Raw genomic sequence first — 21080 nt, 5'->3', positions numbered from 1 at the left:
TAACTGCTTGATGAAGCAGGACAGCGACCTTGAAACGACCGGATCTTAAAACGCTGCTGATCGGCGCACTCGCCGGATTGACCGCCGCCCTGCTGGTGTTGGGCGCGAGCATGCAGCCGTCGTTTTTCAGCGCGCTGCTCTACACGGCCTCGGCGCTGCCGATCCTGATCGTCGGGCTTGGCTGGGGCAATGCCGCCGCGATTTCGGCCGTCGTCATGGGAGCGGCGCTTGGTGCGGTCCTCATCTCCCCGTCTTTCGCGCTCATCATGACGCTGGTGACGCTGCTGCCGGCCGGCTGGCTGAGCCATCTCGCCAATCTCGCGCGTCCCGCCTCCGAACTCGGCGGCCCCGACCATCTGCTTGCCTGGTATCCGCTCTCCGATATCCTGCTGCATCTGTGCGGACTGGTGACGCTTGCCGTCATCGTCATCGGCGTGATGATCGGCTATGGGCCTGATATCACCGACCCGATCGTCGATCTGCTGATCACCTCGGTCAAACAGCAGCAGCCGGAATTCATGCCCGATCCGGCGGCAACCGCGCAGACCAAATCGCTTATCCTGCTGATGCTGCCGGCCGTGCAGGGCGGCATGTGGGTCAGCATGCTGTTTGCCGCCTATTATTTCGCCGTGCGCATCGTCGCCGCATCCGGCCGGGGCCTTCGGCCGCGCGAGGATATTCCTTCGTCGCTGCGCATGAACCGCAATTCGATCTTCATCTTTCTGGCCGGGCTTGCTGCCTGCTTCTTCGGCGGCGTTCCAGCGCTCGTCGGCGCGACCGTGATCGGCACCTTCGGCGCCGGTTTCATGCTCTCCGGCTTCGCCTCGCTGCATTTCCGCACACGTGGAAAGGACTGGCGCATACCGGCCCTCATCCTCTGCTACCTGGCTTCGATGCTCATGCTGCTGCCAGCTCTCCTCATCCTCGTCCTGGGTCTCAGCGATACGCGCAAGGCGATCGCGCTCACCCCGGCGAAAGATGCCGATACCTCCAAACAATCCGACACGAAAATCTGAGACACAAGAAAGGAACAAGAAAATGGAAGTCATCCTTCTCGAACGCATCTCCAAGCTCGGCCAGATGGGCGAAACCGTAAAGGTTCGCGACGGCTTTGCCCGCAACTACCTGCTGCCGCTCGGCAAGGCGCTGCGCGCCAATGCCGCCAACAAGGCTCGCTTCGAATCCGAGCGCGCGACGCTCGAAGCCCGTAACCTCGAGCGCAAGTCGGAAGCCCAGAAGGTCGCCGACGTTCTCGACGGCAAGTCCTTCATCGTCGTACGCTCCGCCGGCGAAACCGGCCAGCTTTACGGCTCGGTCGCTGCCCGCGACGTTATCGAAGTTCTCGCCGCGGAAGGCTTCAACATCGGCCGCAACCAGGTTCACCTCAACACGCCGATCAAGGCGATCGGCCTGCACAAGGTCGAGCTGCAGCTGCATGCCGAAGTCGAAATCAACATCGAGCTGAACGTTGCCCGTTCTGCCGAAGAGGCAGAGCGTCAGGCCAAGGGCGAAGAACTCACCTCGGTCGACGCGATCTACGGTGTTGACGAAGACGCACTGCGTCCGGAAGATTTCTTCGATCCGGAAGCCGACGGCCTCGACGAAGACGAAGCATAATTCTCGACGGACAGTCCGCGAGAGGGAGAGCCCGGCCACCGCGCCGGGCTTTTTCTTTTCCGTGCGTTCCGGGTTCGCGCAGCCGTCGGTCGCCTTTTTAGCGGGGGATACCCGGATGTTTTTGCTGCGTGCCCGATGCCATCGGGCTAACATATCCTTCTCCGGAACGGATGAGCTGAGTCGGCTCCGTACCGTGTCCTGCGGGTGACACTGCCAGTATTTCTGAATTGTGTCGCCCGGGACTGTGGAGAAGTCGAACAATGGGCACAGCGTTCAGGATTTAAGTGAGACGAGCCCCGCTCCTGTCGCAGCCCCTTGATTTTCTCCATCCGGAATTGCAAATCCGGAGTTGGAAAAAGACAGAACGGATGATGATGAACGACGCCGCTCGAAAGATTGCAGCCGTTGCTCCGTCGGAGCAGCATTACCGCGAAGCACCCAACAATATCGAAGCCGAGCAGGCGCTTCTCGGCGCCATCCTGATGAACAACGACGCCTATTACCGGGTGTCGGATTTTCTGAAGCCGATCCACCTCTACGAACCGCTGCACCGGAAGATCTTCGAGGTCGCCGGCGACATCATCCGCATGGGCAAGATCGCCAATCCGGTAACGATCAAGACCTTCCTGAAGGCCGACGAGAAAGTCGGCGACATGACGGTTTCGCAATATCTGGCGAGCCTTGTCAGTAATGCAGTCACCGTTATCAACGCCGAGGATTACGGCCGGGCGATCTACGACCTCGCGCTGCGGCGGGCGCTGATCACCATCGGCGAGGACGTCGTCAACATCGCCTATGACGCGCCGCTCGACATGCCGCCGCAGTCGCAGATCGAGGATACCGAGCGCCGGCTGTTCGAGCTCGCCGAAAATGGCCGCTACGACGGCGGCTTCCAGTCCTTCAACGACGCCGTGGCGCTGGCGATCGACATGGCGGCCGTCGCCAAGGAACGCGACGGCGGCCTTTCCGGAATTTCCACCGGCATCCATTCGCTCGATGCCAAGATGGGCGGCCTGCAGCGTTCGGACTTGATCATCCTCGCCGGACGCCCCGGCATGGGCAAGACTTCGCTTGCGACCAACATTGCCTATAACATCGCTGCCGCCTATGAGGGCGAGGTGCAGCCGGACGGCAGCATGAAAGCCAAGAACGGCGGCGTCGTCGGCTTCTACTCGCTCGAAATGTCGTCCGAACAGCTCGCCACCCGTATCATCTCCGAGCAGACGGAAGTCTCCTCCTCGAAGATCCGTCGCGGCGACATCAACGATGCCGATTTCGAAAAGCTCGTCGCCTGCTCGATGATGATGCAGAAGGTGCCGCTCTATATCGACCAGACCGGCGGCATCTCCATCGCCCAGCTTTCAGCGCGGGCGCGCCGCCTCAAGCGCCAGCGCGGCCTCGACGTGCTCGTGGTCGACTACGTGCAGCTGATGACCGGCTCCGGCAAGTCAAGCGACAACCGCGTCCAGGAAATCACCCAGATCACCACCGGCCTCAAGGCGCTCGGCAAGGAGCTCAACGTTCCGATCATCGCGCTGTCGCAGCTGTCGCGTCAGGTCGAAAGCCGCGACGACAAGCGCCCGCAGCTCTCCGATCTTCGTGAATCCGGCTCGATCGAGCAGGACGCCGACGTCGTGCTCTTCGTGTTCCGCGAGGAATATTACGTCAAGAACCAGGAGCCGCGCGATCCTCATGATCCCAAATACCCGGAATGGGAAGCGCTGTTCGACAAGGTGAAGGGCACGGCCGACGTCATCATCGCCAAGCAGCGTCACGGACCGACGGGCACGGTGAAGCTCGCGTTCCAGGCGGAATTCACGCGCTTCGCCGATCTCGCAGATCCTTCCTTCATACAATACGAGGAACATTGACGCGGTTTCCCGCGTCGATTTTCTTCAGAGCCCTGCGGCCCGCAATAATGCAACCGTCGCGACGCCGACCACGACGGTCGCAAGCATCGGCAGGCGGCGTGCGGCGATTGCCGTTGCCGCGCAGGCCAGCGTCTCCGCCCAGCCGGTCGCAAAGGCGGTCGGGGCGATGACGGCCATCAGCACGGCCGGCGGAATGGCCTCGATCGCCGTTGTCCGGCGCTCGTCGGTCTCGACATGCCGGATCAGGATGAGGCCGCTGACGCGGGTGAAGACGGTTGCGGCAGCCATCGTGAGGATGGCGATAAAGGTGTTGAGGTCGAGCGTCATGCCGCCTGCTCCCGCGCCCTGCCCTGCCAGAGGGCCATTGCCAGACCGGCCAGCGCACCAGCGGCGATATACCAGACGCTCGGGACGAAATGGTGGACAGCAACGGAAGCGGCACCGCTTGCAGCAAGGACTGCGCCGGTTTCAGGCCCCTTCCAGAAGCCCATGACGAGCACGACGAAAACGGCCGGAAAGGCGAAGTCGAGGCCGATGACGGCAGGATTGCCGAGAAAGGCGCCGAGCAGTGCGCCTGTCAGCGAAGAGCCGACCCAGGTGAGGTAAAAGGGCATGACGATTCCGGCATACCAGGCGGGTGTCAGCTTCGTGCTGCCGGCCCGGAATTCCGCCATGGCCCAGAGCTCGTCGGCGAGGAAGAGCATGGCGATATAACGTTTGACACCGGTGAAGCACTGCATCTTCGTGCCGATCGACGCGCTCATCAGCACATGGCGGATATTGACGAGCAGGGCGGCGAAGCCGACGCTGACCCAGCTTGCCGGATGCGTCCAGATGTCCATCGCCACGAATTGCGAACCGCCTGCGAAAACAAGCGCGCTCATCAGTGTCGTTTCCAGCGGCGAAAGGCCCTTGGTGGCGGCGACCGCGCCGAAGACGAGACCGATCGGCAAGACGGCGATAACAAGCGGAAAAATGGCACGCATTCCGGCGAGAAATTCGCTGGATGGCCGGCTGTGCTGCAACATGGCAATCTCCTGATCAAGATCGCGGAGGATTAGCCCAGCCCACCATGGCTGTATTGAACGAAAGTGATCAGCCCAGGCGGAATTGGCCGGGGGTTACCCCCGTGCGCGCCTTGAAATGCCGGGTGAAATGCGCCTGATCGGCAAAACCGCATTCAAGCGCGATATCGGCCGGCATGTGCCCCTGCCGCAGCAGCCGGCGGGCCACCTGCACGCGCCGATCCGTCAGAAATGCGTGCGGCGTGATATGATATTCCTTGCGGAAGGCGCGGATGAGATGAGCGCGGCTCAATCCCGCCACGCCCGCCAGCTCCTCAAGGCCGACATCGCTTTCGAAATTCTCGACCAGGTATTCGCGGGCGCGGGCGACGGCGCTTCGCTCCTGCGTATCGACAGGCACGACAATCGTGCTGCCGTGACGCGCAAAGATCGCTGCCAGCACCGAGAACATGCCTTCATCGGCCTCCAGCGCCCCCGCGCCCCTTTCGAGCGTGCGATGGGCGGCATGAAAGGCATTGGCGAGCTCAGGATCGCGTGGAAGCGCGCCGGCGAAGGACGGCGTCGCGTGGAAGGCCTTGCCAGTGACATCCTCCAGAATATCGACGAACAGCTTCATGTCGGGATAGACCATACGGTAACGGTAGCCTTCACCGCCCGGGGCGCCGTCATGGATGACACCGGGATCGATCAGATAAAGATCGCCCGGCCCGGTTTCCTCCCGCCTGCCGCTGAGGGTGGCAATCTGAGTGCCACTTTCGATCGCGCCGATGCTGAAGGTATCGTGCGCATGCGGCGCATACTCATGCGTGAGAAAGGTGGCGCTCAGGCACTCCATGCCGCGGAAACGGGTATCCCGCCAGAAGCGGGCCGATTCCACATTGGCAAGCGGCATGGCCTCCGCGGCCTCTTTCTGGGATACGTTGTGCATCCGCTAAGATTAGCGCGGAAGCTGGTAGGCGTCTTGAACAAAAGTGATCGGACAAGAGGCAAAGGGTGGTATGTGGACTGCCTGCGCTTTCCCTTGACCACAATCGTCTTTAGACTGGTTCGGGTGGTTACCTTCCATTTCTTCACGGCGATTCATGACAGATTTTCCCATCCCCTTCGAAGACGACGATCTTTTCGCTTCCGCAGGACTGCGGCTGACGGTCGACCTGACCGCGCTGACGGAGAACTGGCGCGACATGGCGCGCCGCTCGGGCGCAGCGCGCGCCGCCGCGGTCGTTAAGGCGGATGCCTACGGCATGGGCATCGAGGATGCCGGCGAAGCGCTCTACCTGGCGGGCGCCCGGGATTTTTTCGTCGCGACCGTCGACGAGGGCGTGACGCTTCGCCTCTATGCGCCGGAGGCGCGCATCTTCGTGCTCTCGGGCATATGGCCGGGAGCCGAACGGCGCTTCTTCGAGAACGATCTTGTGCCGGTGATTTCGTCCGACGAACAACTCGCCTTCTGGATGGCAGTGCTTGCCGATTATGGCGATTATCCCTGCGCGCTGCATGTCGATACCGGCTTCAATCGGCTGGGGCTGCGCATCGACGACGCCATTGCCCTTGCCGACGACGTCTCGCGGCCGGCCAGCTTTGCGCCGGTGCTGGTCATGAGCCACCTCGCCTGCGGCGACGATCCCAGCCATGCCATGAACCGGCAGCAACTCGAATCATTCCGTAGGGTTGCGGCCGCGTATGAAGGCATCGATTCAAGCCTTGCCGCCTCGGCCGGCATCTTTCTCGGCGCAGACTATCACTTCGACCTGACTCGTCCCGGCATTTCGCTCTATGGCGGCGAGGCGGTCTGCGGCATGGCCAACCCGATGCGGCCGGTTGCCACCGCGGAAGCGCGCGTCATCCAGGTTCGCACCGTCGAGGCCGGCGAGACCGTCAGCTACGGGCGAGCGCTGCAGCTTCGCCGTGAAAGCCGGCTGGCGATCGTGTCCGCAGGTTATGCCGATGGTTATATGCGCAGCCAGTCGAGCGGCGGCGTACCGCTGCGCCAGGTGGTGCCGCAGGGCGGGCAAGGCTTCATTGCCGGACACAAGGTGCCGGTCGCGGGCCGGATCACCATGGACCTGACGATCTTCGATATCACCGACCTGCCCGAGAACGCCGTGCGCGCCGGCGATTATGTCGAGCTGTTCGGAACGAACATGCCCCTCGACGACGTGGCGCGGGCGGCGGGCACGATTGGCTACGAGATCCTCACCAGCATGGGGCTGCGCCACGAACGGCGCTACGTCGCCGAGGAATAGGCCTCGCTGTCATCGACTGCTGAGGGCAAGACGCACACCGAGCGCCACGAAAAACGCGCCGAGGCTGCGATCGAGCCATCGTCGGATTTTAGCATTACGCCTGAGCGCATCGGCAAGGCGTCCTCCGAGGAGCACGAGCGGCGGTTCAATGAAGGCGGCGACGGCGATGATGAGTCCGCCATGCAGCATCAGTTGGGCCAATGCCGGCCCTGCCCCCTCGGCAACGAATTGCGGCAGGAATGCCAGGAAGAATATCGCCACTTTCGGATTGAGCAGCGACACCAGGATTCCTTGCCGATAGATCCTTGCGGCCGGGATTTCCTCACCAGTGGCATTGATCAGGCCACCGTCGCCGCTGGCGCGCAGAGCTTGAATGCCCAGCCAGACGAGATAAACGGCACCGAGCCATTTGACCGCAGAGAATGCCAAGGCAGAGGCGGCAAGCACCGCGGAAAGGCCCAATGCCGCCATCAGAACATGCAGGCAGGCGCCTGACCAGACGCCGAACAATGCGGAAAAACCGGCGCTTTTCCCGCCTCTCATCGTATGGCCAAGGATGAAGGCGATGTCTGGGCCTGGCGAGAGGTTCAGCAAAACCGCCGCCGACAGAAATGCAAGCCAATGCGCGAACGAATAGTCGAACATCTTCCACCGTTCCTGATGATCACAGGCGAAAAGCATAGGCACGGCGAAGGCTGATGGGGAAATCATTAGTTTTGATCCATCGCGATAGCCATTATCTCGAGCACGACAATGATTCGATGAAGCATTCGATGGCTTCATTTGTGGAACGCGACTGAAAGAAAGATTGATGGCGAAGGCCAAGACACAATTCATCTGCCAGAATTGCGGCGCGGTTCACAACCGCTGGGCCGGCAAATGCGACAATTGCGGCGAGTGGAACACCATCGTCGAGGAGGACCCGATGGGCGGCATCGGCTCCGGTCCCGGCAAGACGCCGAAGAAGGGCCGGCCGGTGACGCTGACGGCGCTGTCGGGCGAGATCGAGGAGGCGCCGCGCATCCATACCGCCATGTCGGAGCTCGACCGGGCGCTCGGCGGCGGTTTCGTGCGCGGCTCGGCGGTGCTGATCGGCGGCGATCCCGGCATCGGCAAATCGACGCTGCTGATGCAGGCGGCCGCCGCCCTGGCGCGGCGCGGCCACAAGATCATCTATGTCTCCGGCGAGGAGGCGGTGGCGCAGGTCCGGCTGCGGGCGCAGCGGCTTGCCGCGGCCGATACCGATGTGATGCTGGCGGCCGAAACCAATGTCGAGGATATTCTGGCGACGCTTGCCGAGGGCAAACGGCCGGATCTCGTCATCATCGATTCGATCCAGACGCTGTGGAGCGAACTTGCCGACTCCGCACCGGGAACGGTGACGCAGGTGCGCACCGGCGTGCAGTCGATGATCCGTTTCGCCAAACAGACGGGAGCCGCCATGGTGCTCGTCGGGCATGTGACCAAGGACGGGCAGATCGCCGGGCCGCGCGTCGTCGAGCACATGGTCGATGCCGTGCTCTATTTCGAAGGCGATCGCGGCCACCACTACCGCATCCTGCGCACGGTGAAGAACCGCTTCGGACCCACCGATGAGATCGGTGTCTTCGAAATGTCTGACAAAGGCTTACGCGAAGTCGCCAATCCCTCCGAGCTCTTCCTCGGCGAGCGCAACGAAAAATCCCCCGGTGCTGCGGTCTTTGCCGGCATGGAGGGCACCCGTCCGGTGCTCGTCGAGGTGCAGGCGCTGGTGGCGCCGACCTCGCTCGGCACGCCGCGGCGGGCGGTGGTTGGATGGGATTCGGCCCGGCTGTCGATGATCCTGGCGGTGCTGGAGGCTCATTGCGGCGTCAGGCTCGGCCAGCACGACGTTTATCTCAATATCGCCGGCGGCTACCGCATCTCCGAACCGGCGGCCGATCTCGCCGTCGCCTCGGCGCTGGTTTCCTCGCTTGCTGGTATTGCCCTTCCTGCCGATTGCGTCTATTTCGGCGAAGTCAGCCTGTCGGGCGCCATCCGGCCGGTTGCGCACACTGCCCAGCGCCTCAAGGAAGCCGAGAAGCTGGGCTTTTCCGCAGCGCTGCTTCCTTCCGCCTCCGCCGAGCTGCCGAAGGGATCCGGCGGACGATGGAGCGAGGTCGAAAGCCTGCCGGATCTGGTGGCGCGCATCGCCGGGTCGAAGGGAGCGCTGCGTGTGGAAGACGAGGTTTGATCCTTTCATTGCCGGGAATGGTGATGATATAGGAGGCACACGATAAGGCGCGACTCGGCCGCCGAGCGGCAGTCCTGGAGTTGAATTTACATGCCCATTACGATTTTCGACGGTATTGTCATCGGCGTCGTGCTCTTCTCCGCCGTGCTGGCGATGGTCCGCGGCTTTTCGCGGGAGATCCTTTCGATCGCGAGCTGGGGCGGTTCGGCCGCCGCCGCCTATTACCTCTATCCCTACCTGCTCCCCTATGCGAAGAAATATACCGATGACGACCGCATCGCGATCGCCGGTTCGGCAGCCGTCGTCTTCCTGATCGCGCTCATCGTCATCTCCTTCATTACCATGAAGATCGCCGATTTCATCATCGACAGCCGCATCGGCGCTCTCGACCGCACCCTCGGCTTCCTGTTCGGCGCGGCCCGCGGCCTGCTGCTGATGGTCGTCGCCGTCGCCTTCTGGAACTGGCTGGTCGATGTCGAACACCGGCCGGCCTGGGTCAACGAGGCCAAGTCGAAGCCATTTCTGGATTCGATGGTCGTGAAGCTGAAGGCGGTGCTGCCGGAGCAGTTTGCCCAGATGATACAGGCAAGCTTCCGTGATAAGATGCAGCCGGCACAGGGCAGCGAAGGCGCCACGCCGCCGGCGGCCGATCAAGCGCCGGCGGAAGACGCGCCTGCAGGCAGCGCGCAGCAGCCGGCGAATTGACGCAGTGTTCAAGAGCTTGACCCGCCGTCCGGCAATTGCCATTTGAGCGGGACGTAAAGTTAAGGTCCGGCCGGGCATTCCAGCTCCGCCGGGCCTCAGCCGTTTCAGAGCCGGAAAACGAGCTTTGAAAGCAAATGTCGTTCAGCATGACGTTATCGGAAAGCTGCCAGGTTTCCGGTATATGATATTGGAAATGCCGATCCATTCTTGTGAGAGCAGAGGCCCGCAGAAATGAACCAGTCCCATTCCTTCCCAATCGACGATCCGCTCGACGGAGATACGCTGCATGAAGAATGCGGTGTTTTCGGAATTCTGGGCCATCCCGATGCCGCAGCTCTCACGGCTCTCGGGCTGCATGCCCTGCAGCACCGCGGACAGGAGGCAGCCGGCATCGTCTCCTTCGACGGCAAGCGCTTCTATCAGGAGCGTCATATGGGCCTGGTCGGCGATCACTATACCAATCCGATGACGCTGGCCCGCCTGCCCGGCAGCATAGCGATCGGCCACACGCGCTATTCGACGACAGGCGAAGTGGCGATGCGCAACGTGCAGCCGCTTTTTGCCGAACTGGAGGAAGGCGGCATCGCCATTGCCCATAACGGCAATTTCACCAATGGCCTGACGCTGCGCCGCCAGATCATCGCAACTGGCGCCATCTGTCAATCGACGTCCGATACCGAGGTCGTCCTGCATCTCATCGCCCGGTCGCGCCATGCTTCGACATCCGACCGGTTCATCGACGCCATCCGCCAAATGGAAGGCGGCTATTCGATGCTTGCCATGACCCGCACCAAGCTGATTGCCGCACGCGACCCCACCGGCATCCGCCCGCTTGTCATGGGCGAACTCGACGGCAAGCCGATCTTCTGCTCGGAAACCTGCGCGCTGGACATCATCGGCGCCAAGTTCATCCGCGACGTGGAAAACGGCGAGGTCATCATCTGCGAAATCCAGGCTGACGGCTCGATCAGCGTCGATGCCCGCAAGCCCAGCAAGCCGCAACCGGAGCGTCTCTGCCTGTTCGAATATGTCTATTTCGCCCGTCCGGATTCGGTCGTCGGCGGCCGCAACGTCTATACGACGCGCAAGAACATGGGCATGAACCTCGCCAAGGAATCGCCTGTCGATGCCGATGTCGTCGTGCCGGTGCCGGATGGCGGCACGCCCGCGGCTCTCGGCTATGCGCAGGAAAGCGGCATCCCGTTCGAATACGGCATCATCCGCAACCACTATGTCGGCCGCACCTTCATCGAGCCGACGCAGCAGATCCGCGCCTTCGGCGTCAAGCTGAAGCATTCCGCCAACCGGGCGATGATCGAAGGCAAGCGCGTGGTACTGGTCGACGATTCCATCGTGCGCGGTACTACGTCGCTGAAGATCGTACAGATGATCCGCGAGGCCGGTGCGCGCGAAGTCCATATCCGCGTCGCCAGTCCGATGATCTTTTTCCCGGATTTCTACGGAATCGATACGCCCGACGCCGACAAGCTGCTCGCCAATCAGTATGCCGACGTCGAAGCCATGGCCAAATATATCGGTGCGGATTCGCTTGCCTTCCTGTCGATCAACGGGCTTTACCGCGCCGTCGGCGGCGAGGACCGCAACCCGGCCCGCCCGCAGTTCACCGACCACTACTTCACCGGTGACTATCCGACCCGGCTGCTCGACAAGAACGGCGAATCCATGGGCAACAAGCTTTCGATGCTTGCCAGCAACGGCTGAGCCGCTGCCGCTTTGACTTTCGCTTCCGAGGGGCCTATTGCGCCCCTCACCTTCGCAAGCAAATCCGGAACCGGGCAGATGAACATCAATCTTGAGGGCAGGATCGCACTCGTCACCGGTGCGTCGCGCGGCATCGGCTACTTCACAGCCCTGGAGCTTGCCAAAGCTGGCGCCCATGTCATTGCCTGCGCGCGCACGGTCGGCGGACTGGAGGATCTCGACGATGCGATCAAAGCCGTCGGCGGCAGTGCGACCCTCGTGCCCTTCGACCTTGCCGACATGAACGCGATCGACGCGCTCGGCGGCTCGATCTTCGAGCGCTGGGGCAAGCTCGACATCCTCGTCGCCAATGCCGGCGTGCTCGGCGTCATCTCGCCGATCGGCCATATCGAAGCGAAGGTGTTCGAGAAGGTGATGACCATCAACGTGACGGCGACATGGCGGCTGATCCGCTCGGTCGATCCGCTGCTCGCCCGCTCGGATGCCGGCCGCGCCGTGATCCTCTCCTCGGGCGCGGCCCACAAGTGCAGGCCCTTCTGGGGCGCCTATTCCGCCTCCAAGGCCGCTGTCGAGGCACTGGCCCGGACATGGGCCGGCGAGAGCCAATCGACGCCGCTGCGCATCACCAGCGTCGATCCGGGCGCCACCCGCACGGCGATGCGGGCGCAGGCCGTGCCGGGCGAAGATGCGCAGACGCTGCCGCATCCTTCCGAGGTCGCCAAGGCGATCCTGCCGTTGCTCGGTCCGGGCGTGACAGAGACGGGCAAGCTGTTCATCGTGCGCGAGAACAAGCTCGTCGACTACCGCCTGCCGGAATAAACGGACGCTTCAGTTCGCGGCAACGGCCGGGAACAGATGTGCGAAATCTGTTTCGGCGGGGCATAGGACATTGAGGTCCACTGGTCCCCGGATGCCGTCCAGGGCGCCATTGTCGGCAAATTGCCAGATCGACCAGCGATTGCACCCCTCCTGCGTCGGCTCGTCGAACACGCTTCGCAGCCAGAGGTAGTGCTCGGGGAAGCGGGCCTCATTGCCCTTCAGATATTGATCGAAGAATTCCTGCGTGACGTAGAAGATCGGCTTTTCCGGAAAGATGGCTTTCAGTTCGGTGACGAAGGCATTCACCTCCGTCGCCATCTCATCGACCGTCGGGACCTTGTTGCAATTGCCGACGAATTCCAGATCGATGGCGATAGGCAGGGTGCGCGGCGCCTTCTGCACCGTCGCCAGTACATTCTGCGCCTGTTCCCTGCCCGGGCGGCAGAAGGTGAAGAAATGGTAGGCGCCTCTCACCACCCCAGCATCTCCGGCACGCTGCCAGTTCTCGGCAAATCTCGAATCCTTGTGATCGCCGCCTTCGGTCGCCTTCATGATTGCAAAACGCACGTTCGGCTGCGCGGCCACCGTCTTCCAATCAATGTCGCCCTGGTGATGGCTGACATCGATGCCTTGGATTGGATACTGCGATAAGGACGGATAGTTGAAGCGAAGCATGCCGAAATCGTATGCGAAATATGCGGCGGATGCGACCACCAGAATTGCAGCCGCACCGATCGTCCATCGAACAACGCTTGCCACTCATTCCCCCGTGTTTTCAGCAGCTTTTGAAGCGGCTATACGCGATTTGCGCCACGAAAATGGCAGACAAGCCTCAGGGGACGCACGGCATCGGAGAGGTCGTTCCAGTTGCCGCCGATCCTTCCTCGCCCCTCTTGACCAAACGTCATTCCCGCGCCATAAAACGCGGCATGAAAACGGTTATCTGCATTATCTGCGGAAAGATTATTCGCTAGCGCACGCGCTGGCCTGGCCGTTTTCGTCTCCCCAATAGTCAAGATGCGAAACGCCCGGCCTGCCGGTCGCGATATTTTTCTGATCGTGCATTTGGGAGAGTGAAATGGGCCGCACGCCGGAACTGAGGCTGTACAACACGCTGACGCGGGAAAAATCGGTCTTCGCGCCGATCGACCCCGACAATGTCCGCATGTATGTCTGCGGCCCGACGGTCTATGATTTCGCCCATATCGGCAATGCCCGGCCGGTCATCGTCTTCGACGTGCTGTTCCGGCTGCTGCGCCATGTCTATGGCAGAGATCACGTCACCTACGCCCGCAACATCACCGACGTCGACGACAAGATCAATGCGCGGGCGCTCAGAGATCATCCGGAGCTGCCGCTGAACGACGCGATCCGCGCGGTCACCGAAAAGACCGAGACACAGTTTCACGCGGATGTCGCCGAACTCGGCTGCCTCGAGCCGAATGTCGAGCCGCGCGCCACCGACAATATCGCCGAGATGATCCAGATCATCGAAAAGCTGATCGGCAACGGGCATGCCTATGTGGCGGCAGGCGAAGTGCTGTTCGACACCAGATCCATGGCCGATTACGGCCAGCTCTCGAAGCGGCCGCTCGACGAACAGCAGGCCGGCGCCCGCGTCGCCGTCGATGCGCACAAGAAGTACCCGGGCGATTTCGTGCTCTGGAAGCTCTCGAGCCACAACGAACCCGGCTGGGAGAGCCCCTGGGGCCGCGGCCGGCCCGGCTGGCATATCGAGTGCTCCGCGATGAGCCGGCGCTATCTCGGCGATGTCTTCGACATTCACGGCGGCGGGCTGGACTTGATCTTCCCGCATCATGAAAACGAGATCGCCCAGTCGCGCTGCGCCCACGGGACCGAGGTGATGGCGAATGTCTGGATGCACAACGGCTTCGTGCAGGTCGAGGGCCGCAAGATGTCGAAATCCGAGGGCAATTTCATCACCATCCACGAGCTGCTGCACACGCAAACCTTCGGCGGCCGCAAATGGCCGGGCGAAGTGCTGCGTCTTGCCATGCTGATGACGCACTACCGCGAGCCGATCGATTTCTCTATCAAACGGCTGGAAGAGGCCGAACGCCTGCTCGCCAAGTGGCCTGCGACGGAAGCCGGCGATGCCGAGCCTGACGAGGCCGTGCTCCATGCCCTTGCCGACGACCTCAATACGGTCGCGGCGGTGCAAGCGCTGCATGCGCTGGCGCAATCCGGCAACGATGCCGTCTTCGCCGCAAGTGCGGCGCTCCTCGGAGTGCTGCCGAAGAAGGTCGAAATCGATGAAGCCTTCGCAGCAGCGGTCGATGCGCTGGTCGCTATGCGTCTCGAAATGCTGAAGGCGAAAAACTTCGCCGAGGCAGACAAGGTTCGCGACGAGCTGACGGCAAAGGGCATCCAGCTGAAGGACTGTAAGGATGTGGTGACCGGCGAGCGGGTGACGACGTGGGAGGTCAAGCGGTGATCGGCGAAGTTGCCGCAAATACCCCTCCCCAACCCCTCCCGACAAGGGTGAGGGGCTGCGATGCCACGCTGCTTCGAAGCAACCTCCCGGCAATCGCAAATATGGGAGGGGTCTTCTCTTTTTTATCGGCATCCTGGCGGAGGGACCTGCCATGACCAAGACCTATACCGGCGGCTGCCAGTGCGGGGCGATCCGTTTCCGCGTCAGCGGCGAACTCAAGGATTCGTCGATTTGTCATTGCCGCATGTGCCAGAAGGCGTTCGGAGCCTATTATGCACCGCTGGTCTCGGTGCGCGGCGCAGACTTTGAGTGGACGCGGGGGGAGCGCAAAAGGTACCGCTCATCGAATTTCGTCGAGCGCGGTTTCTGCGGCGATTGCGGCACGCCGCTGACCTATGAGGCGCCGGACGGAATGGCGATTGCGGCGGGCGCGTTCGACGATCCGTCGCAGCTGCCGCCGACCATTCAATGGGGTCTGGAAGGCAAGATCGGCTTCGTCGATCATCTGCACGAACTGCCGGGAGAACGGACCGAGGCGGATCTGACGGCGGGCTCCTTCCTGCACGAACTGATTTCCTATCAGCACCCCGACCACGATACGCCGGTCTGGCCGCCGGAGGAGCGTGCCTGATGGAAACGGCGAGACAGACCGGCGGATGCCAGTGCGGCGCGGTTCGCTATCGCGCGCTGGGCGAACTGGGTTATCCCCATATCTGCCATTGCCGCATGTGCCAGAAGGCAGCCGGCAATTATTTCCTGCCGCTCGCTGCGGCCAAGCGCGAGCGTTTCCAGCTGACGCGCGGCGAACCGAAGTGGTTCCGCTCCTCCGATCTCGTCCGGCGCGGCTTTTGCGGCGATTGCGGCACGCCGCTGTTTTACGATATTCCGGAAGCGGACTTCATCAACATCGCGCTCGGCTCGCTTGATGAGCCCGATAAGGTCAAGCCCGTGATGCAATCGAACACCGGGCGCAAGGTGTCGTGGTTCCACACACTCGACGGCCTGCCGGTGGAACCAGAGCCTGAAACGCCCGACCGCGAGGAGGCGATCGCGGCAAGTAACCATCAGCACCCGGATCAGGACACTTCCCATTGGCCACTCGGAGAAACACATGACGGATAAGATCAGAACAGGCGGATGCCAGTGCGGCGCCGTGCGCTTCCGCATATCGGGCCAGTTGGGGCGGCCGTCGATCTGCCATTGCCGCATGTGCCAGAAGCAGTTCGGCGGCTTCTTCTCCGCGCTGGTCACAGCACCGGAGGAAGGGATGGAATGGACGCGCGGCGAGCCGAGCTATTTTCAATCCTCGGTCAATATCGATCGCGGCTTCTGCAGCAATTGCGGCACGCCGATGACCTACCGGCATCCAGGTGGGCTGGAGCTTGCGATCGGCACCTTCGACGACCGCAGCGATCTCGCGCCTCAGATCCAGGTCAATTACGAGGCCCGCCTGCCCTGGGTCGAGGAAATCTTCGACGCTCCTGTTTATAAGGACCCGGATTTCTACGCGCGGCAGGAGGCGATCATCTCCTTTCAGCATCCCGACCACGACACCCGGGCGTGGCCCGCGAAAGGCCTGAAAATATGACCGAGGTATTGCGCACGCTCTATCCCGAAATCGAAGCCTATGCCTCCGGCCATCTCGATGTCGGCGACGGCCATGTGATCTACTGGGAACGCTCGGGAACGCCCGGCGCCAAACCAGCCGTCTTCCTGCATGGCGGCCCGGGCGGCGGCATCTCGCCCGCCCACCGCCGGCTTTTCGATCCGGCTCGCTACGACGTCATGCTGTTCGACCAGCGCGGCTGCGGCAAGTCGACGCCGCATGCGGAACTGAATGCCAACACGACCTGGCACCTCGTCGCTGATATCGAGCGGCTGCGCGAAATGGCCGGTGTCGACCGATGGCAGGTGTTTGGCGGCTCCTGGGGCTCGACGCTGGCGCTCGCCTATGCCGAAACGCATCCCGCGCGCGTGTCCGAGCTCATCCTGCGCGGCATCTACACCCTGACGAAGGCCGAGCTCGATTGGTACTACCAGTTCGGCGTCTCGGAAATGTTCCCGGATAAGTGGGAACGCTTCATCGCTCCCATTCCCCCGGAAGAGCGGCATGAAATGATGCATGCCTATCATCGCCGTCTGACGCACGAGGACCGGAACGTGCGCCTTGAGGCCGCGCAAGCCTGGAGCATCTGGGAAGGCGAAACGATCACGCTGCTGCCGGAGCCGGCGACCAGCGGCAAATTCGAGGAGTCGGAATTCGCCTATGCCTTCGCGCGCATCGAGAACCACTTCTTCGTCAATGCCGGCTGGATGGACGAAGGGCAGCTGATCCGGGATGCCGGCCGCCTTACGGACATTCCGGGCGTGATCGTGCATGGTCGCTACGATATGCCCTGCCCTGCCAAATATGCCTGGCTGCTACACAAGGCCTGGCCGAAGTCGGAGTTCTACCTGATAGAGGGTGCGGGCCATGCCTATTCTGAGCCGGGGATTCTCGATCAGTTGATCCGGGCGACGGATAAGTTTGCCGGGAAGCCGGACTGATGATTTGGGGCAGCCCCTCACCTTAACCCTCTCCCCGCTCGCGGGGAGAGGGGACGTGCCCAGCGAGACGCTCCGGCATAAATCTTCTCCCCCGTCAGAACGGGGAGAAGGGGGCGGCAGCCGGATGAGGGGCAGCATCCGCAGTACAACAACACCCGCTCGCCGGGAGGAAACGACATGAAAGAACGCATCTACCTGTTCGACACGACGCTTCGGGACGGGCAGCAGACGCCCGGCATCGACTTTTCCGTCGAGGACAAGATTGCGATCGCCGACATGCTGGATGAGTTCGGCCTCGATTACGTCGAAGGTGGATATCCCGGCGCCAATCCGACGGACACCGCCTTCTTCAGCGAGAAGCGCACGAGCCAGGCCACCTTCGTCGCCTTCGGCATGACGAAGCGGGCAGGCGTTTCGGTCTCCAACGATCCAGGCATCGCCGGGCTGCTGCAGGCCAAAAGCGACGCTGTCTGTTTCGTCGCCAAGAGCTGGGACTATCATGTCGCGGTGGCGCTCGGCTGCACCAACGAGGAAAACCTCGAATGCATCGCCGAAAGCGTCAAGGCGGCGGTCGGCGCCGGCAAGGAGGCGATCGTCGACTGCGAACATTTCTTCGATGGCTTCAAGGCCAATCCGGCCTATGCGATCGCTTGCGCGAAGACGGCCTATGAAAACGGTGCGCGCTGGATCGTGCTCTGCGACACCAATGGCGGAGCGCAGCCGCCGGAGGTCCGCGCCATCGTCGAAGCGGTGATCGCGTCAGGTGTTCCCGGCCGCTGTCTCGGCATTCACGCTCACAATGACACCGGCCAGGCGGTCGCCAATTCGCTTGCTGCCGTGGAAGCCGGCGTCCGGCAGATCCAGGGCACCTTGAACGGTATCGGCGAGCGCTGCGGCAACGCCAATCTGGTGACGCTGATCCCGACCCTGGCGCTGAAGAGTGCCTACAACAGCCGTTTCGAAACGGCGATCGACGAGGAACGGCTGCTCAACCTCACCCGGCTCTCGCACGCCTTCGATGAGTTGCTCAACCGCTCGCCGGATCACCAGATGCCTTATGTCGGCGCCTCCGCCTTCGCCACCAAGGCCGGCATCCATGCTTCCGCTCTGCTGAAAGATCCGCGCACTTACGAACACGTGCCGCCGGAAAGCGTCGGCAATTTCCGCAAGGTCATGGTGTCGGACCAGGGCGGCAAGGCGAACTTCATCAATGCCCTCAAGCGGCGCGGCATTATCGTCGCCAAGGACGATCCGAAGCTCGATCTCCTGATCTCGATCGTCAAGGAACGTGAATCCATCGGCTATGCCTATGAGGGAGCGGATGCGAGCTTCGAGCTGCTGGCGCGCCGCACGCTCGGTACGATCCCGGAATTCTTCACCATCGAAGGCTTCCGGGTGATGATCGAGCGCCGCTTCGACAGTCTTGGCCGCGTGAAGATCGTTTCGGAGGCGGTGGTCAAGATCACCATCGACGGCCAGACGCTGATGTCGGTTGCCGATGCAGAAGGCCCGGTCAATGCGCTTGACCTCGCACTGCGCAAGGATTTCGGCAAGTATCAGCACGAAATCGACGATCTGGTGCTCGCCGATTTCAAAGTGCGCATCCTGAATGGCGGCACGGAGGCGATCACCCGCGTGCTGATCGAATCCACCGACAGCGACGGCGTGCGCTGGTGGACGGTCGGCGTCTCGGAGAACATCATCGACGCGTCGTTCCAGGCGCTGATGGACTCTGTTATCTACAAGCTGATGAAGAACCGGCAGTTGGCCGGCAGGATCGCGGCGGAATAATCCCATCCCGCCGGTTCGGCTAACCGCGGGCAAACGCCGCCAGTGTCTCGCCCCAGATCCATCGAGGGTCGGTTCAACGAAATGAATTGGCCTATTCACGGCGCTTAAGCTAGGCCGGATCAGAAGAAGAACAAAGATGGAAACACCCGATGTCGACCGATGCATCCGTTCCGTTAATCAAGAACGAAGACAGTCCGCGCGGTTTCGCCTTTGCGCTGACAGCCTATCTGCTCTGGGGCTTCCTGCCCTTCTACATGAAGGCGGTGGCGCATATTCCGCCGGCCGAAGTCATCGCCCACCGCATCGTCTGGTCGCTGCCGCTGGCCGGGATCGTGTTGGTTCTGCTCGGGCGAACAGCCGATATCCGCGCGGCACTGCGCTCGCCGCGCATGCTGGCGATGGGCGCGCTGACCGCGTCGTTGATCACCGTCAACTGGGGCACCTATGTCTGGGCGATCGGCGCCGGCCATTCGCTTGATGCAGCGCTTGGCTATTTCATCAATCCGCTGTTCAGCATTTTCCTCGGTGCGGTGCTGCTCAAGGAGAAGCTGCAGCCGCTGCAGATCGCAGCGATCGCGCTGGCGGCGCTTGCCGTCGCCATTCTCGCATTGGACAGCGGCGGCATTCCATGGGTAGCGGTGACGCTGGCGGTCAGCTGGGGTTTTTATGCCCTGCTCCGCAAGACGCTGCCGCTAGGGCCCAACCAGGGCTTCTTCCTCGAGGTTCTGATTCTCGGCGGGCCGGCGCTCGTCTACATCCTCTATCTCGAATATGGCAGCGGTCTCGGCCATTTTTACCGTACCGGCCTTGCCGACACGTCGTTGCTGCTCGGCTGCGGTGTCGTCACCGCCGTGCCGCTGATGATCTATGCCAACGGCGCCAAACTGCTGAAGCTCTCAACGATCGGCATCATGCAGTATATCGCGCCGACGATGATCTTCCTGATCGCCGTCTTCGCCTTTCACGAGCCGCTCGGCATGGCGCGCATGATCGCTTTCCCGCTGATCTGGGCGGGACTGTTCCTCTATAGCTGGTCGATGCTGAAGGGAAGCCGAGGAAGGGAGTAGCCATCGCGCTTATCGCAAATCCGACCGCCTGGCTCAAAGCCAGGATAGCAGCGCTGTGCGGACGAGGATTCCGGCCAATGCGCTGAAGACGGCGACGCCTGCGACCGAGCGGAGCGCCGGCACCGAAGCGACAAGGATGGAGAGGCCGGGAAGGTCGAGAGGGTTTAACAGAAATGCGGATCAGGCGGAAGGCTCAGTTGCTTGTGGGCGTCGATTAACAGCGTGACCGCTGCGCTCGATCCTGCCAGACACTTTGTGAGGATGAACAGGACATCCTGCTGCGAGGCGCCGAGCAGCTGAAGCAATGGCTGCGCAGCAGACGTAACGGCCGAAAGCGCGCCTGTGCTCTGGGTAAGCCTTACCAGAGCAAGTGAGATCACGAGCATCGGCAGGATCGCAGAAATGACGCCAATGGCATCCGCGCCGCCGCGATTGATCGCAGCCAGCAGATCATGCCTTGCGACGTCGCGGTCATCCGCCCTGTCGCAGGAACAGATCTTTCCGGGCAAGGAACGGCGTCCAACGATCCAACAGGCGAGAGTGGACGCAACGAGCGCTCCGCAAATGCCGTTTAAGATGATCAAACCCGGATCGACCCCGAGGCTTGCGAGCGGAAAACTGGCATTCGCCGGTGCGGCCGCAAGCACCGCGGCAAAGGCGGCGGCAATAAATTTCTCCGATCTTCCTTTGTGCACCATCAGCGACAGGGCGGCGACAGGGGCAGCCGAACTGACGAGGCTGAGCTGGATGATTGCCAAGGCCCCGAAACCGTCCAGACCGAAAAGTCGGAAGAGCGGGCTGGCCTTGTCGGCGATCGATCGCAGTGCACTCACGCCCTCGAGGTAGCGCATCAGCGAAAACGTCACGATCATGAGCGGCAGAAAGGTGAATATCGCGATGTCGACGGCACTTCGTCCGGCATCCAAAATGGCGGTGATCAGAATTGTCATGGGAACGACTGGATTGATGGCCGTGAACGCTGCCGGCTTGAGGGAGGACGAGG

The 21080-nt window shown here is 62.2% G+C and carries 21 protein-coding genes; 15 read left to right on the top strand and 6 right to left on the bottom strand.

Features of this window, described 5'->3' with window-relative positions:
• Nucleotides 1-29: 29 nt before the first annotated feature.
• The 3 genes from NL154_RS06235 to NL154_RS06225 all read left to right on the top strand — a co-directional run bounded on the left by NL154_RS06235 (nucleotide 30) and on the right by NL154_RS06225 (nucleotide 3488).
• Complete coding sequence (locus NL154_RS06235) at nucleotides 30-1016, top strand: DUF2232 domain-containing protein (RefSeq protein WP_210628440.1); 987 nt, start codon at nucleotides 30-32, stop codon at nucleotides 1014-1016.
• Nucleotides 1017-1038: 22 nt separating this feature from the next.
• Nucleotides 1039-1617, top strand: coding sequence for a 50S ribosomal protein L9 (gene rplI, locus NL154_RS06230; RefSeq protein WP_210628441.1), 579 nt, complete (start codon nucleotides 1039-1041; stop codon nucleotides 1615-1617).
• Nucleotides 1618-1991: 374 nt separating this feature from the next.
• Nucleotides 1992-3488 (top strand): replicative DNA helicase, encoded by a 1497-nt coding sequence (locus NL154_RS06225; RefSeq protein WP_011424771.1) that lies wholly within the window; start codon nucleotides 1992-1994, stop codon nucleotides 3486-3488.
• A 24-nt stretch (nucleotides 3489-3512) separates the two neighbouring features.
• Here the strand turns inward: NL154_RS06225 and NL154_RS06220 are convergent, their stop codons facing one another.
• The 3 genes from NL154_RS06220 to NL154_RS06210 all read right to left on the bottom strand — a co-directional run bounded on the left by NL154_RS06220 (nucleotide 3513) and on the right by NL154_RS06210 (nucleotide 5405).
• Nucleotides 3513-3815 carry an AzlD family protein gene (locus tag NL154_RS06220; RefSeq protein ID WP_210628442.1) on the bottom strand — a complete coding sequence of 101 codons (303 nt, stop codon included), beginning with the start codon at nucleotides 3813-3815 and terminating at the stop codon, nucleotides 3513-3515.
• A complete protein-coding gene (locus NL154_RS06215; RefSeq protein WP_210628443.1) occupies nucleotides 3812-4516 on the bottom strand; it encodes an AzlC family ABC transporter permease in 705 nt (234 codons plus the stop codon). Before NL154_RS06215 ends, NL154_RS06220 begins: the two co-directional genes overlap by 4 nt.
• A gap of 67 nt (nucleotides 4517-4583) precedes the next feature.
• Nucleotides 4584-5405 carry an AraC family transcriptional regulator gene (locus NL154_RS06210; protein WP_210628444.1) on the bottom strand — a complete coding sequence of 274 codons (822 nt, stop codon included), beginning with the start codon at nucleotides 5403-5405 and terminating at the stop codon, nucleotides 4584-4586.
• 190 nt (nucleotides 5406-5595) lie between these two features.
• On the opposite strand from NL154_RS06210, the gene alr reads away from it, so the two are divergent.
• The gene (gene alr / locus NL154_RS06205; RefSeq protein ID WP_221123410.1) at nucleotides 5596-6759 is read left to right on the top strand and encodes an alanine racemase; all 1164 of its coding nucleotides are present in this window, start codon (nucleotides 5596-5598) and stop codon (nucleotides 6757-6759) included.
• A 9-nt stretch (nucleotides 6760-6768) separates the two neighbouring features.
• Here alr and NL154_RS06200 read toward each other — a convergent pair whose 3' ends face one another.
• Entirely contained in the window at nucleotides 6769-7404 is a 636-nt protein-coding gene (locus NL154_RS06200; RefSeq protein ID WP_434734152.1) for a LysE family translocator, read from the bottom strand.
• 166 nt (nucleotides 7405-7570) lie between these two features.
• Between NL154_RS06200 and radA the strand changes: the two genes are divergently transcribed.
• The 4 genes from radA (at nucleotide 7571) to NL154_RS06180 (ending at nucleotide 12217) form a co-directional block, all read left to right on the top strand.
• Nucleotides 7571-8971 (top strand): DNA repair protein RadA, encoded by a 1401-nt coding sequence (gene radA / locus NL154_RS06195; RefSeq protein ID WP_210628447.1) that lies wholly within the window; start codon nucleotides 7571-7573, stop codon nucleotides 8969-8971.
• Between the two features lie 90 nt (nucleotides 8972-9061).
• The gene (locus tag NL154_RS06190; protein WP_221155862.1) at nucleotides 9062-9676 is read left to right on the top strand and encodes a CvpA family protein; all 615 of its coding nucleotides are present in this window, start codon (nucleotides 9062-9064) and stop codon (nucleotides 9674-9676) included.
• 231 nt (nucleotides 9677-9907) lie between these two features.
• Nucleotides 9908-11398: an amidophosphoribosyltransferase gene (gene purF / locus NL154_RS06185; protein ID WP_221123411.1), complete on the top strand. Its 1491-nt coding sequence runs from the start codon at nucleotides 9908-9910 to the stop codon at nucleotides 11396-11398.
• A 78-nt stretch (nucleotides 11399-11476) separates the two neighbouring features.
• On the top strand, nucleotides 11477-12217 hold the full coding sequence (locus tag NL154_RS06180; protein ID WP_210628449.1) for an SDR family NAD(P)-dependent oxidoreductase: 741 nt from the start codon (nucleotides 11477-11479) through the stop codon (nucleotides 12215-12217).
• 9 nt (nucleotides 12218-12226) lie between these two features.
• On the opposite strand, the gene NL154_RS06175 is transcribed toward NL154_RS06180, so the two are convergent.
• Complete coding sequence (locus tag NL154_RS06175) at nucleotides 12227-12976, bottom strand: glycoside hydrolase family 25 protein (protein WP_210628450.1); 750 nt, start codon at nucleotides 12974-12976, stop codon at nucleotides 12227-12229.
• Nucleotides 12977-13295: 319 nt separating this feature from the next.
• On the opposite strand from NL154_RS06175, the gene cysS reads away from it, so the two are divergent.
• The 7 genes from cysS (at nucleotide 13296) to rarD (ending at nucleotide 20077) form a co-directional block, all read left to right on the top strand.
• Nucleotides 13296-14672, top strand: a complete 1377-nt coding sequence (gene cysS / locus NL154_RS06170) for a cysteine--tRNA ligase (protein ID WP_434733794.1) — start codon at nucleotides 13296-13298, stop codon at nucleotides 14670-14672.
• Between the two features lie 151 nt (nucleotides 14673-14823).
• Nucleotides 14824-15303: a GFA family protein gene (locus tag NL154_RS06165; protein WP_221155863.1), complete on the top strand. Its 480-nt coding sequence runs from the start codon at nucleotides 14824-14826 to the stop codon at nucleotides 15301-15303.
• Entirely contained in the window at nucleotides 15303-15794 is a 492-nt protein-coding gene (locus NL154_RS06160; RefSeq protein ID WP_210628453.1) for a GFA family protein, read from the top strand. The genes NL154_RS06165 and NL154_RS06160 overlap by 1 nt, the downstream gene beginning before the upstream one ends.
• A complete protein-coding gene (locus NL154_RS06155) occupies nucleotides 15784-16260 on the top strand; it encodes a GFA family protein (RefSeq protein ID WP_221123415.1) in 477 nt (158 codons plus the stop codon). The genes NL154_RS06160 and NL154_RS06155 overlap by 11 nt, the downstream gene beginning before the upstream one ends.
• Nucleotides 16257-17219: a prolyl aminopeptidase gene (gene pip, locus NL154_RS06150; RefSeq protein ID WP_434733793.1), complete on the top strand. Its 963-nt coding sequence runs from the start codon at nucleotides 16257-16259 to the stop codon at nucleotides 17217-17219. The genes NL154_RS06155 and pip overlap by 4 nt, the downstream gene beginning before the upstream one ends.
• A gap of 177 nt (nucleotides 17220-17396) precedes the next feature.
• The gene (gene cimA, locus NL154_RS06145) at nucleotides 17397-19010 is read left to right on the top strand and encodes a citramalate synthase (protein WP_210628456.1); all 1614 of its coding nucleotides are present in this window, start codon (nucleotides 17397-17399) and stop codon (nucleotides 19008-19010) included.
• A gap of 149 nt (nucleotides 19011-19159) precedes the next feature.
• On the top strand, nucleotides 19160-20077 hold the full coding sequence (gene rarD, locus NL154_RS06140; RefSeq protein ID WP_210628457.1) for an EamA family transporter RarD: 918 nt from the start codon (nucleotides 19160-19162) through the stop codon (nucleotides 20075-20077).
• A 164-nt stretch (nucleotides 20078-20241) separates the two neighbouring features.
• Here the strand turns inward: rarD and NL154_RS06135 are convergent, their stop codons facing one another.
• On the bottom strand, nucleotides 20242-21027 hold the full coding sequence (locus tag NL154_RS06135; protein WP_434733792.1) for a hypothetical protein: 786 nt from the start codon (nucleotides 21025-21027) through the stop codon (nucleotides 20242-20244).
• Between the last annotated feature and the right edge of the window lie 53 nt (nucleotides 21028-21080).

The sequence above is a fragment of the Rhizobium sp. YTUHZ044 genome, from assembly GCF_051123975.1.
Classification (GTDB): Bacteria; Pseudomonadota; Alphaproteobacteria; order Rhizobiales; family Rhizobiaceae; genus Rhizobium.
Note: the sequence above shows the minus strand (reverse complement) of the source record. Positions and strands in the feature narration are given on the sequence as shown.